The following is a 13,118-nucleotide window of genomic DNA, read 5'->3' as shown; positions in this document are numbered from 1 at the left end:
GGAAAGAGAAAACAGGGGCGACGAGCCGGACCCTCGGCACTAGCGGAAAACGGCTGTGGCTGCTTCGTTCCCGACCTGACCCGGTTAACCGCGCCGCCATGCGAGGAGGCCCGTCGCGTATATTCTAGCATCGCGCATCGAGGAAAGTGAAATATGTGTAATAAAGTGCTGGCATCATCCGGTTGAGTTTTACTATGCCATCAAGCGCCGGTTATTTGCATCAAACGCATCGTTAGATCGAGCCATTGCGCATCTTCAGGGCTCCTGAAATAGTTTTTATACTGAGACAGTTGAATGATGAGCGCTTTGCCTGAATCTTGATGTCTCGGGATGCAACCAAATGGGTTTTGCATTTCAAAAGGATTGTTCCGATAAGCGATGGACCATTCTGTCAACATCTCAATTGAGACCGGTAAAGTACAGAGTTCATTATCATTCAATTTAAGCTCTGGGTCTAAGGCCTCTGTATTTCTCAGGTTTCCTATCGCATCCGGGAGAAACTTTATTTTATTATAAGATAAATCCAGGGTTTCTATATTTCTTAAATCGCTTATTTCTGGTGGAATGGTAGAAAGATTATTTTCTGGCACACTAAAAAAACCAATGTCTGGATTATTCCTGATCAAGTCGCCCTCAATCTCTTCGAGTCCGCAATAATTGATTTCAAAATGTCTGATCTTCGTCATTAAACTCATAGAGATCGGTAATTTTTTTAGATTCTTGGCATAATGGACTTCAAAATGTTCAATTTCTTGAAATTCATCGAATCCGAATATTTCGGGCAATGTGGTAATGCCGATCTGAAGTACGCTAGAATTTTCTGGAGCAAACGCATTGAGCACAAAATATCGCCTTCCAAAATCATCCATATCTTCACCATTCAAACTATCCTGAATGGCCTCTTCTACCATGCGAATGTCTCGATCAGAAACACCTTCCTGTCTTTGTTGCGTTTTCCAGTATTCAATCGCTGCCTGCATTTCTAGAGTGCCGGCAACGCCTGGTATGATATTCGCCTTTACTACGATATTTGGAATCATGGATATCTCCACAGTGTGTACGGTTCTGTCCATGATATGAAGCTTTGCTCAACGCAGGTATAGGTAAAAGCCCTGAAGTGGCTACAATCAACCGCGCCCTGATCATCGCGCCCAACTGGATCGGCGATGCGCTGATGGCGCAACCCTTTTTTACACTGCTGAAAACACGGTATCCCCGCTTGAGGCTCGATGCCATTGCGCCGCGCTGGGTCGCGCCTGTGCTTGAACGGATGCCAGAAATCGAAACCGTCTATCTCACCGATTTCGCGCGCCGCAAACTGCAGTTATGGCGCCGTTGGCAAACGGCGCAAAGGCTGCGCGCAGCGAAATACGCCGCCGCCTATATATTGCCGAATTCAGCAAAATCCGCTGTCATTCCGTGGTTTGCGGGTATCGGATTACGTATTGGCTATCACGGAGAGCATCGCCACGGACTATTGAATAGTCGGCATCCAAATCCGTGCAAAAAAGAACGGCCGCCGATGGTGCGGCGCTACGCCGCACTTGCATATGCGCCCGGCGCGCCGCTGCCGGATCCTCTGCCAGCTCCCCGCCTTGAAATCGCATTCGATGAACAGACTCAGGTGTTAGCGCGTTTCTCGCTGGAAGCTCAAGCCCCGCTCATTGTGTTTTGCCCGGGCGCTGAATATGGACCGGCAAAACGCTGGCCGGCTGAACATTTTGCAATGCTTGCACAACGCATTGCTCAGGCATTTCCAACGACCTGCATTGTTGCGCTTGGCTCATCAAAGGACGCGCCGCTTGCGCAGGCGATTGCTGAACGAGCGCCGCGCGTCCGCAATCTATGCGGACATACCTCGCTGGATGAAGCCTGTGCATTGATTGCCTATGCCAGCGCTGTGATTAGCAATGATTCAGGGCTGATGCATATTGCTGCCGCACTGCGCCGGCCGCTGCTCGCGCTCTACGGGTCCAGCGATCCGCGTCATACGCCGCCGCTTTCAAACACCGCGCGCGTGCAATGGCTGCAACTTGAATGCAGCCCATGTTTTGCGCGCGAGTGCCCGCTGGGCCATTTGAATTGTTTGCGTGAACTGAGGCCGGAACAGGTATTTGAATCTTTGCATGATATGTTGCGCTAGCGCATTTTTTCAGTGCGTTATAGCCAAGCGCATTTAATCTGATACGGTGTCATCGCCACTCGCCGTATTTGTATACTGTCTTCGCGGCTGCTTCCTTGTCTCAAATTAAATGCGCTTGGCTATAGTTCGGAAAACGATGCGTGACCTTGCTTGCAATAAGCTGCGCCTTCAGCGGATCAATACCGTTGCAAAGTTCTGACGGCCATATGGACTGACGCGATAACCAGACACCGTACCGCGGATCAATGCGGCGGCATTGGGATGTCCAAGCGGTATCCAAAGCGCCTGTTCATGAATGATCTGCTGCGCATCAAGATAGGCTTGCGTGCGCTGCGCCCGATCTGAGCTTGTCCGCGCTTCCTGAATCAATTGGTCCAGTTTTGGGTCACAGAAACGCGCAAAGTTCACTCCGGCCCTTACCGCCGCGCAACTGAATTGCGGCGTCATAAAATTGTCTGGATCGCCATTGTCTCCGCTCCATCCCATAAATAACAGCGCATGTTCGCCCTGTTTTGCGCGGCGGATGAGCTCGCCCCATTCAACGATCTTCACTTTTGCGCGCACGCCAATCTTTGCCAAGTCTGACTGCAATAACTCAGCGCCAACCTTCGGATTTGGATTCAGCGCGCTGCCGCTCGGCCGCGTCCAGATCGCCGTTTCAAAGCCTTTGGGATAACCTGCCTCGATCAGCAGCTTCGCTGCCTGTTCAGGGTCATACGGCCAGGGCCGAATCCCTTTCGCATAACTCCATGTTGACGGCGGATACGGATGATAGGCCGGGCTTGCCGTACCATAAAACACAGCCTTCAGATAAGTCTCGCGATCGAATGCAAGATTAAGCGCCTGACGGACTTTCGGGTTGTCAAGCGGTATGCGCTGCGTATTGAGCGCGACAAAAGCGGTCATAAAAGCCGGCGTCTCGACCGCTTTGATCTCTTTTGAAACTTTGCCTTGCTTGACCGCAAACACATCCTGCGGGCGCGGCGACAAGACAATCTGGCACTCGCCCGCCTTTAGCTTCTGCATCCGCACCGCGGCATCCGGCGTAATCGCATAAAGCAGCCGCTCCACCTTCGGGCGTCCGTCCCAATAATGCGGATTCGCATCGTAGCGGATCAGCGCATCCTTCTGATAACCGCGCAGCATGAACGGGCCTGTGCCGACGGGTTTGGTATTCATGTCCGCCGTGCGTTTGTCCTTGAATAACTGATCCGCATATTCTTTTGAGTAGATCGACACAAAACCCATCGTCAATATCGGCAGAAAAGTCGCCGCCGGTTCGTTCAGCGAAAAGCGCACGGTCATCCCGTCCAGCTTGTCAATTGATTTGATCCGTTGCGGCAACTGCATCGCTTGCGCATGCGGAAATCCGCCGCCTGCGGGTACCCGATGCCACGGATGATCTGGATTAAGCATCCGGTTGAAGCTGAACGCCACATCATCCGCGTTCAATGCCCGGCTTGGTTTGAAATAGGGTGTCGTCTGGAATTGCACGCCAGGACGCAAATAAAAAGTATAACTGAGTCCGTCGTCGCTGACTTCCCAACGTCTGGCGAGCGCGGGAATCACCGCGCCCGTCGATTCATCGAGCGCCACCAGGCCGTTAAAGATCAGATCAGCCGATGCGTTGGTCGTAATCAAGGAATTGTATTGAACCACATCGAAACCGTCCGGACTGCCCTCCGTACACACGGTCAACGACTGCGCGGAAACCGTAAGCGGTATCCCAAATAAAACCAGCGCTTTATAAAAGAGGCTTTGTTTGATCTGCATGATAGTCCCCCAAGAATCAGAGCATTTTTCAGCGGCTTGCACGGCGTCGCCTCGCGCTCGCCGTATTACTTATACTGTCTTCGCGCTCGCTCCTTGTGCAATCTCACTGAAAAATGCTCTGGTCGGGCGGCGCTCGGAATCCTACATCTTCTCCGCCCTAATCTGTTGCATTAAAAAATCCAGCACCGAAATCACATCTTCAAGATTATTCGTCATGGCGGGCGAAGTTTCATATTTGCCCTGCACAATCAGAGCCGGCGTGGCCGTGATTTTGTAGTCCGCCATCCATTTGTTATCGCGCTGTACCGCGTTCGCCGTTTCAAATGAATGATAAGCGGCCAGAAACTTTTTCTTGTCGACGCCTTTTTTTGCCAGAAACGCGGCCTGCGCTTCAGGCGTCAGCAAATAATTCCGCTCGGTATGAATGGCTTTAAAGATCGAAGGTGTCAATTGATCCGCCAGACCCAGCGCATCCAGCGCATGATAGAGCTTTTGATGCGCGGCCAAGGCTTTGTTAAAAGCAAGCGGCACATGTTTGAGAACGATGTCCGGACTTTGCTTTTTCACCCATCCTGTCAGCACCGGCTCAAAATGCTCACAATGCGGACAACCATACATGAAAAATTCGAGAATTTCGATTTTTTCCGCCGGCGCATTGACCGGTTGCGGATTTTCCAGCACCTTGTAATCCTTGCCGGCCTGCGGTGCGGCAGGCGCCGGCGCCGCCTGAGCGGCGCATCCCATCCATATCAACCCCATTAACAGCAGCTTCTTCATTTTTACTCCATATTTCGTGCTTTACGGAAACGGATGACCACGGTGCGGATGCCCGCTTCAGTCAATTGCTGACGCATATTGCGCATTTCATCAAATTGCATAAACGGTCCCATCCGGACCCGATAGGTCATATATCTCCCCCTGCCCTGCCGGCTCACTCCCGCTTCAAAACCTTGCAGCGCAAGCTGAGCGCGCCGCGCCTCGGCATCGGCAGGCGCCCGATACACGCCGGCCTGCAAATAATAGCCTGTGTTGATCTCCGCGCGCGGCGCTTCATGCGCGGCAGGACGACTTGGAGACGGCGCGGGCCTGGCTGAAACAGGTTCCTCTTTCTCTGGTGCGCGGCTAGCAGGTTGTTCAACTGGCGGGGGAGATACTTCGATGATTTGGGTGTCATCTGGCGACGCTTCGGAGACATGCGGCGTCTGATTTCGCGTCTGTTCAGGCTGCGCGCCGCTGAACTGAGCGGCGAGCGGCGCGGCGGGCGCAGGCTCGGCCGGCGCCTGACCCTGCAGCGAGCGGTTTGGGTCGGACGGCGAGGGGACAAACGGCATCAGGCGCTCAGGCGCCGAATCTTTTTGCACAATCGGGCTGGGCGCGCGGGTGATATACAGCGCCACCGCAATTGCAATCGCAAGCCCGGCAATCAGTCCCAGCACAAGCCCGATAAACATGCCCCCGTTTTGCTTTTGGAGGCGGTGTGATTTGGCCATTGTTGCAATCAGTTGAAAATATTTTAGAAAATGACTTCTACATTTTCACGGGCGCACGCACACCCACTACAGCCAGGCCATTCGCAAGCACTTGGCGCGTGGCCGCAATCAATGCAATGCGCGCCGTGCGCCTGAGCGCTTCATCGACCAGGATGCGCTCGGCATTGTAAAAGCTATGAAAACAACTCGCGAGCGCGCGCAGATAGAAAGTCAGCATATGCGGCGCCAGCTCATCGGCGGCGCGCCTGAGCAGATCGGGATAATCCGCCAGACAGCTCAGCAGCGCGCGCTCGCTTTCACTGGTCAATACCGTAACGTCCGCGTTTATCAGCCGTTCCTCCTCGCCGCCCCACTGCGCCAGTACCGAGCAAATCCGCGCATGCGCATATTGCACATAATAGACGGGATTTTGATCATTTTGCTGCGCTGCAAGATCGACGTCGAATACAAACTCCGTATCGGCGCGCCGCGACGCCAGAAAAAAACGCACCGCATCGCGCCCGCGCCGAATGGCTTCGCCTTCATCTAATAAGGCATTCTCTTCAGTCGGCGCGCGCGCGCCAGACCATTCAATCAGATCGCGCACCGTGACATAAGCGCCCGCGCGCTTTGACAATTTCACTTCCTGCCCATCACGCACCACCGTCACCATTTTGTGCAGCACATACTCAGGATATCCTTTTGGCGCGCCCCGCGCCAACTGTTGCAAACCGCCGCGCACGCGCGCCACCGTGCCGTGATGATCTGCGCCCTGCACATTGATCGCGCGCGTAAAACCGCGCTCCCACTTGGTGAGGTGGTACGCGATATCCGGCACAAAATAGGTATATGACCCGTCTGATTTACGCATCACGCGATCTTTATCATCACCTTCTTCCGTCGTCTTCAGCCAGAGCGCGCCCTCTCTCATATAGGTTTTACCCGCAGCGCACAGCGCCTGTACCGTTGCGTCAACGCGTCCAGTGCGATACAGGGAGGATTCGAGGTAATACTGATCAAACCGAACGCCCAGCGCCTGCAAATCCGCATCCTGTTCACGACGCAGGTATGCAACGGCAAAAAGCCGAATATGCTCTAGAGCATTCGCATCGCCTGCATCGCTTTTCCCCTCTTCGTCCATTAAATAATCACGCGCAATATCCGCGATGTATTCGCCGTGATAGGCAGCGTCCGGCCAGCCGGCATCGCCCGGCTGAAGACCGCGCGCGCGCGCGGCCACAGACAATGCCAGATTCTGAATCTGAACGCCGGCATCGTTGTAATAATATTCCCGCTGCACCTGCCAGCCTTGCGTTGCCAGCAGATTCGCCAGCACATCCCCCAATACGGCCTGGCGCGCATGGCCCACGTGCAGCGGCCCGGTAGGATTCGCAGATACGAACTCGATCAACACGCGCTGCCTGCCTTTTGGCGTCGACGGCTTCCAGCCGAATTGCGCCTTTTGCGCCAATATCTGCGCAACCACGGTCTGCTTCGCCTGCGCGGAGATGCGCACATTGATAAAGCCCGGCCCGGCGACTTCAACCGATTCAATCAGGCCGCACGCGCGCGGATGCGCCTGTACCGCATCTGCCAGTTGCTGCGCCAGCCGGCGGGCGGAAACGCCCCATGCCTTCGCCTGCTGCAAGGCAACCGTACTTGCAAGATCGCCGTGCGCGGCGATCTTGGGCCGCTCCAGCGTAATGGATATATCCGTAGCGTCGGAAGATGGAGCAGAATGCGCCAGTTCCCGAACCGCATCGGTAAAAATGGCTTCGATGATTTGTGTTTGTGCGGGCAACATGCCGTATCAATATAATTGCCTGATTGGAGAGATTACAGACTGAAAAATGCGCTAGAGCATTTTTCAGCGGCTTGCACTGTGTCACTTCGCGCTCGCCGTATTGTGCATACTGTCTTCGCGCTCGTTCCTTGTGCAATCTCGCTGAAAAATGCTCTAAATGCGCTTGGCGCTAGATTCTAACAGCGGATGTCCGCCGCTGATTGACGATGGCCGCTCATTTTGAACGCAAACTCATTGATTGTCATGCGCTTGCCACATTGCGCGCAACTCTGCCTGCGCCGGTGATTTTCACCAACGGCGTGTTCGACATTTTGCATCGCGGCCATATCAGTTATTTAGACGCTGCGCGCGCGCTCGGCACATGTCTGATTGTCGGCATCAATAGCGACGCTTCCGTACGCACGCTGAACAAGGGCGAGGCGGGCGAGCAACGCCCGATCAACGATGAAGCAGACCGGATGGCGCTGGTTGCCGCGCTTGAAAGCGTCGATTGGGTCGTGCGCTTTAGCGAATCCAATCCAATGGCATTGATCGAGGCTCTGCGTCCTGATGTCCTGGTCAAAGGTGGAGATTATGATATGGACGCACTGCCTGAAGCCGCATTGGCGCGGCGTTGGGGCGGCCGCGCGGTGTCGATCCCGTTCGAATACCAGCGCTCGACGAGCGCGCTGTTGCGCCGCATCCGCACACAAGGGAGCTAGAGCATCGCCGCCGCGCCGTCAGCCTGCGCAATCCGCGCAAGACCTAACAACACCAAATGCTCGCAATACGTTGTATCCATCCTCAGCAGGGGCCGCATCCTAGCCGCGCCGCCGCCGCTGAGCACGCAACGCACCGGCGCATTCAAACGCTGACGGGCGGCTTGCCAAACGCGCTCAATCAACGCGGCCTGGGCAAGCCGGCACCCGGCGCGCAATGCGGATTGCGTATCCGTTGCAAAGCGCGCGCGCGCATCTGCATCCGCATGCGTTGCGCACGCATCCTGGTCTTCTGGCGTGATCGTCGGCAGCAATGCGGTATGCCGTCCCAGCGCCTCCATCATCAAATACCCGCCCGGCGCAATCAATCCGCCCGCGAAATATCCGTTTGCATCGAGCAGATCCAGCGTCATTGCGGTGCCCAGCGCGGCAATCAGCACTGATTCGTCCGGCCAGGCGGCGCGCGCGCCGATCAGGCTCGCCCATCGGTCGCTGCCCAGTTGCGGAGGCTCGCGATATCCATTATGCACCCCACACTGAGAAGCTTGTGCGCGAACCGCATGGTATGGAACCCCCGGCCAGCGTGCGCGAATCAGGGTTTCAATCCGCTGCGCGCTGCATTCACCTGCTACATTGGAAATCCAGACGCTGCCCGGCGCAGGCGCATCTGACCAGTCGGGTTCTGCGGATACTGAGGTCGCACGGCGCACATGCCACTGCGCAAACCTGCCTTGCTGCGCGAAATACGCGCTATCGGCCTCGTTTAGCGCCCATTTGATGAAAGTGTTGCCCGCGTCAATCAGCAGAAATGGAGCAATAAATTGAGAGTGCGCGATCACTCACTCATTATTGATATAGAGACTTACTCTTCTGGAAGAAGAGGGCTGAGTTCAGAATCACAATGCACAATGAGTTCCACATGATCGCCTAAAGAAATCTCCCTTCCCTCAGCATCCCTTTCTTCAAAGGAGGGACAGTTGTGCACTTCCACCTCTTGAAGAAAGGGTAAATTCCGCTGATGCAACGACTCAGGGAGGTCTTTCAAATCGAGTAAGCCATGAAGGCGAATATGCGTGAGGTGCCGTAATTCTGAATAGTGGAATATATCCGGCAGATGCTTGACTGAAACAAGGGGAATTTTCTGAGACGCAAAATCGCCAATCGTCATCTCCTTTGTCCCATCAATATCTCCTTGTGTAAGGTTGAAACTGGATGGGGGTGCGCCATCCACCCGTACACACGCAAGTATTCCTTCTTTGACTTCTTTTAGAGTGTCCCCGATTCTTGCTAATAATAAGGGAAGCGTCAGGTGCTCTGGATTTGAACAATCAGGGTAAAAATTACACCCGTCTTCAGTCATCACTATGAAGCCTGATTGACAGTTGGGTCTTCCAATTGGAGAAGCCTGTATTTCTGTACTTAAGCGGCTTCCAGTTTGGACATCAGGAATGGATTGTAAGATCCGCGGATTCCGTGCAAGATTGAAAAATCGTACTCGCTGAGCCGCTGACTGAATAGCAGACTCCCATTGAGCCTGATCATGCGTCCATTGAACTTCGTCAATCGTCCATGATTTAAATGCCTCGCTTATATTCTCTGGAATACGCGAGGGATTATTCTGAAATAATTCCAGATTATCTAAAACGCGCTCCATGGGAGCGGTGTCTTGGCCCAAATATATCTCATCATAAGGTGGAATATTAGAAAGCGGCATCATTTTTACACTCCTTGATCTCAAATAAATGGATACAGCATGCGGAAATCAGCCTAGGCCCTAGGACGCTGCAGAGAATTCTTCAGGCGTTAAGGCCCTGATCGAGAGCGCATGAATTCCCTTCTGCATCCATGGCTTGAGCGCTTCGTAAATTTTCCGATGGCGTGCAATATGCGTTTGTCCTTCGAATTCCGAAGAAATAATCAGCACGCGCAAATGCCCGCCCGCCTGCGCGCCCGCATGCCCGGCATGCACCGCGCTCTGATCTTCCACGACCAGATGCGGCGGAGCAAAGCGGCTTCTCAGGCGCGCTTCAATACGTGCACGCAGCGCATCGCGGTCTATTTTCTCGGCAGATATTTGATCAACCATAGACTCTGCGCAATGATAAAAATCACCAGGCACGCGGTGGCGCCGAACAGTTTAAAGTGGGCCCATGCCGCGGTCGAAAAATGATACGCCACCACCAGATTGAGCAATCCCAGCGCGGCGAAGAACGCCATCCAGGCCATATTGAGCCGGCTCCAGATGCGGGAGGGCAACGCGATCTGTTTATCGAGCGCCGCCTGAATCAGATTTTTTCCGAATCCAAACTGTGCAACCGCCAGCGCCGCCGCGAACAATCCATACAGCGCGGTCGGCTTCCACTTGATAAATATTTCATTATGCAGCAATAGGGTCGCGCTGCCGAACACCGCGACAATCCCCAGATTGACCCATAACATGGGCTCGACGCGCCGGCGCCGGACTGCCATCCATACAATCTGCGCCAGCGTTGCCGCGATTGTCACTGCCGTTGCGGCAAAAATGCCCCACAGTTTGAACGCCAGGAAAAAGAGCAGCAGCGGGAAGAGGTCGAACAGGAATTTCATGTTTTTTATTCTAACCCAGCCAGCGGCGCGCATTGCAAAACATCCTCAGCCACGGACTCTCCGCGCCCCACTCTGGTGGATGCCAACTCATCTGTACAGTGCGGAAAACGCGCTCAGGATGCGGCATCAAAATCGTAAAACGGCCGTCCGGCGTGGTCACCGCCGTCATGCCGGCGGGCGATCCATTTGGATTGAACGGATAGCGTTCCGTCGGCGCGCCATAAGGGTCGATATAGCGCAGCACAACATGCACCGTTTCCCTATTTCCCTGCCGCGAGAAATCCGCCCGCCCTTCCCCATGCGCAACGGCGACTGGCAGCCGCGAGCCGGCCATACCGTCAAAAAACAGCGAGGGAGATTCTGTGACCTCGACCAGCGCCAGCCGCGCCTCAAACTGTTCAGAGAGATTGCGGCTGAATTCCGGCCATGCCTGCGCGCCCGGAATCATGCCCTGCAGCGCGCTCATCATCTGGCAGCCGTTGCAGATGCCCAACGCAAATGTATCGCCGCGCCCAAAAAAGGCGCTGAACATTTCGGCTAACTGCGCGTTGAACTGAATCGTTTTGGCCCAGCCCCGTCCGGCGCCCAGCACATCGCCGTATGAAAAACCGCCGCTAGCGACGAATCCGCTGAAATCCGCCAAAGACGCGCGGCCCGCGAGCAAATCGCTCATCGTCACGTCGTATGCGGCGAATCCCGCGCAATCAAAGGCATATGCCGCCTCAAGATGTGAATTCACGCCCTGCTCGCGCAAAATCGCGATGCGCGGGCGCGCGCCAGACGCAACGAAGGGCGCGGCGATATCCTCTTCTGGATTGAAGCTCAAATGCACCGTCAATCCCGGATCGCGCGCATCGAGCAGCGCCCCGTATTCCTCGTCCGCGCACGCTGGATGGCCGCGCAAACGCGCAATGCGCCAGCTGGCCTCGCTCCAGGCGCGTTGCAGATCGATGCGCGGCGCGCTGAAGATTTTTTTTGCATCGCGCCAGATTTCTATCGTATCGCGCCCATTCAACTGACCGATGACATAACTGCAATCGGCCAGGCCCTGCGCGCGCAGCGCCGCAAACACGGCCTCGCGATCCGCGGCGCGCACCTGCACCACCGCGCCCAGTTCTTCAGCGAACAGGCCGCGCAGCGTCCGCTCCTCACGCCGGCCCACAACTTGCCGCGCCCAGTTTTTGGCGTCGCCGTAATCGGACTCATGCCCGTGTTCCAGCGTCAATAAATCAACATTGAGCGAGACGCCGACGTGGCCGGCAAAGGCCATCTCGCAGATCGTTGCCCATAAGCCGCCGTCCGAACGGTCGTGGTACGCGAGTAATCTGCGCTGCGCCGCCAGTTGCTGAATCGCGGTGAAAAAGCGTTGCAAGTCCTCTGGATGATCGAGATCGGGCGCAACCGAACCGGCCTGCTGTGTCACCTGCGCCACAATGCTGCCGCCGAGCCGGTTTCGCCCGCGTCCCAGATCAATCGCAATCAGCGCCGACGCGCCGCATCCGTCCGGACGCCTGAGCTGGGGCGTTAAATGGAGACGGACATCGGTCACCGGCGCAAATGCGGAAACAACCAGAGAGACCGGCGCAATCACTTCCCGCTCGCGTTTCCCATCACGCCACTGGGCGCGCATCGACAATGAATCTTTGCCGACCGGAATACTCAAGCCCAGCGCCGGACACAGCTCAAGACCCACCGCGCGCACCGCATCGTAGAGCGCGGCGTCCTGCCCTGGACTGCCGCACGCCGCCATCCAGTTCGCCGACAGTTTGATCTCCGTCAGCGCCGCAATCGGCGCGCCCGCCAGATTGGTAATCGCTTCGCCAATCGCGATGCGCGCTGAAGCCGGCGCATCGATAACCGCGACCGGCGCGCGTTCAGCCATCGTCATTGCATGTCCGCGATAGCCCGCGTAATCCATCGCGGTGATCGCGCAGTCCGCGACCGGCGTCTGCCACGGCCCGACCATCGGGTCGCGCACCGACAAGCCGCCCACCGTGCGGTCGCCAATCGTCACCAGAAAGGCTTTGCTGCCAACGCTTGGATGTCTGAGCACGTCAAACGCCAGTTCGTCCAGACTGAAGCCGGTCAAATCTATTGCCGCGCACGCTGTTTTGGCGCGCTCAGCCGTGCGATGCAGCCGCGGCGCATGGTTGAATAACACATCCATTGGCATATCTGCGGGCGTCTGGACACCGTTTTCAGTCCAGACAAGCTGCAATTGCCGCTCGTCGGTCACCACGCCGACCACCGCATACGGGCAGCGTTCGCGCGCGCACATCGCCTCGAAGAGCGCGCGCGCATCAGGCGCAACCGCCAGCACATAACGCTCCTGCGCTTCATTGCTCCAGACTTCCCGCGGCGACATCTTCCGGTCCGCGCGCGGAATGCGGCTGAATTCAATGCGCGCGCCTTTGCCCGCGCCGTGCACAAGCTCAGGTAAGGCATTCGATAAACCGCCCGCGCCGACATCGTGAATGCTCAGAATGGGATTCTGCTCACCCATCTGGATGCACGCATGAATCACTTCCTGCGCGCGGCGCTGCATTTCGGGATTGGCGCGCTGGACAGAATCAAAATCGAGTGCGGCGCAGTTTGCGCCCGCCGCCATTGAACTGGCCGCGCCGCCGCCCAGACCGATCCGCATG

At 56.0% G+C, this 13,118-nt stretch carries 12 protein-coding genes and 1 other RNA gene; 2 read left to right on the top strand and 11 right to left on the bottom strand.

Features of this window, described 5'->3' with window-relative positions:
• Positions 1-16 precede the first annotated feature (16 nt).
• Positions 17-115, bottom strand: an RNA gene (gene ffs / locus CAGGBEG34_RS10105) — signal recognition particle sRNA small type.
• Between the two features lie 85 nt (positions 116-200).
• Positions 201-1,040: a leucine-rich repeat domain-containing protein gene (locus CAGGBEG34_RS05075; protein ID WP_006682746.1), complete on the bottom strand. Its 840-nt coding sequence runs from the start codon at positions 1,038-1,040 to the stop codon at positions 201-203.
• Positions 1,041-1,126: 86 nt separating this feature from the next.
• Here CAGGBEG34_RS05075 and waaF point away from each other — a divergent pair, with 86 nt between their 5' ends.
• The gene (gene waaF, locus CAGGBEG34_RS05070) at positions 1,127-2,143 is read left to right on the top strand and encodes a lipopolysaccharide heptosyltransferase II (RefSeq protein ID WP_042688166.1); all 1,017 of its coding nucleotides are present in this window, start codon (positions 1,127-1,129) and stop codon (positions 2,141-2,143) included.
• 168 nt (positions 2,144-2,311) lie between these two features.
• Here waaF and CAGGBEG34_RS05065 read toward each other — a convergent pair whose 3' ends face one another.
• From CAGGBEG34_RS05065 to argS, 4 genes are all read right to left on the bottom strand, one after another.
• Positions 2,312-3,916 (bottom strand): ABC transporter substrate-binding protein, encoded by a 1,605-nt coding sequence (locus CAGGBEG34_RS05065; RefSeq protein ID WP_006682744.1) that lies wholly within the window; start codon positions 3,914-3,916, stop codon positions 2,312-2,314.
• Between the two features lie 141 nt (positions 3,917-4,057).
• Positions 4,058-4,693 carry a thiol:disulfide interchange protein DsbA/DsbL gene (locus CAGGBEG34_RS05060; RefSeq protein ID WP_006682743.1) on the bottom strand — a complete coding sequence of 212 codons (636 nt, stop codon included), beginning with the start codon at positions 4,691-4,693 and terminating at the stop codon, positions 4,058-4,060.
• A 2-nt stretch (positions 4,694-4,695) separates the two neighbouring features.
• Entirely contained in the window at positions 4,696-5,367 is a 672-nt protein-coding gene (locus tag CAGGBEG34_RS05055; RefSeq protein ID WP_238984981.1) for an SPOR domain-containing protein, read from the bottom strand.
• Between the two features lie 76 nt (positions 5,368-5,443).
• Positions 5,444-7,189 (bottom strand): arginine--tRNA ligase, encoded by a 1,746-nt coding sequence (gene argS / locus CAGGBEG34_RS05050; RefSeq protein WP_006682741.1) that lies wholly within the window; start codon positions 7,187-7,189, stop codon positions 5,444-5,446.
• A 206-nt stretch (positions 7,190-7,395) separates the two neighbouring features.
• Between argS and CAGGBEG34_RS05045 the strand changes: the two genes are divergently transcribed.
• Positions 7,396-7,890 (top strand): adenylyltransferase/cytidyltransferase family protein, encoded by a 495-nt coding sequence (locus CAGGBEG34_RS05045; protein WP_006682740.1) that lies wholly within the window; start codon positions 7,396-7,398, stop codon positions 7,888-7,890.
• On the opposite strand, the gene CAGGBEG34_RS05040 is transcribed toward CAGGBEG34_RS05045, so the two are convergent.
• The 5 genes from CAGGBEG34_RS05040 to purL form a co-directional block, all read right to left on the bottom strand.
• Positions 7,887-8,723: a type III pantothenate kinase gene (locus tag CAGGBEG34_RS05040; protein WP_042688165.1), complete on the bottom strand. Its 837-nt coding sequence runs from the start codon at positions 8,721-8,723 to the stop codon at positions 7,887-7,889. The two genes, CAGGBEG34_RS05045 and CAGGBEG34_RS05040, sit on opposite strands and share 4 nt — an antisense overlap.
• 26 nt (positions 8,724-8,749) lie before the next feature.
• A complete protein-coding gene (locus tag CAGGBEG34_RS11010) occupies positions 8,750-9,604 on the bottom strand; it encodes a hypothetical protein (protein ID WP_006682738.1) in 855 nt (284 codons plus the stop codon).
• A 57-nt stretch (positions 9,605-9,661) separates the two neighbouring features.
• A complete protein-coding gene (locus CAGGBEG34_RS05030; RefSeq protein ID WP_006682737.1) occupies positions 9,662-9,973 on the bottom strand; it encodes a BolA family protein in 312 nt (103 codons plus the stop codon).
• Positions 9,943-10,473, bottom strand: a complete 531-nt coding sequence (locus CAGGBEG34_RS05025) for a septation protein A (RefSeq protein WP_006682736.1) — start codon at positions 10,471-10,473, stop codon at positions 9,943-9,945. The genes CAGGBEG34_RS05030 and CAGGBEG34_RS05025 overlap by 31 nt, the downstream gene beginning before the upstream one ends.
• 10 nt (positions 10,474-10,483) lie before the next feature.
• On the bottom strand, positions 10,484-13,118 hold a 2,635-nt coding region (gene purL, locus CAGGBEG34_RS05020), incomplete at its 5' end, for a phosphoribosylformylglycinamidine synthase (protein ID WP_006682735.1).

Origin of the sequence: Candidatus Glomeribacter gigasporarum BEG34, assembly GCF_000227585.1 — a bacterium.
Lineage (GTDB): Bacteria > Pseudomonadota > Gammaproteobacteria > Burkholderiales > Burkholderiaceae > Glomeribacter > Glomeribacter gigasporarum_B.
This window is presented reverse-complemented; position numbering and strand designations above follow the sequence as displayed.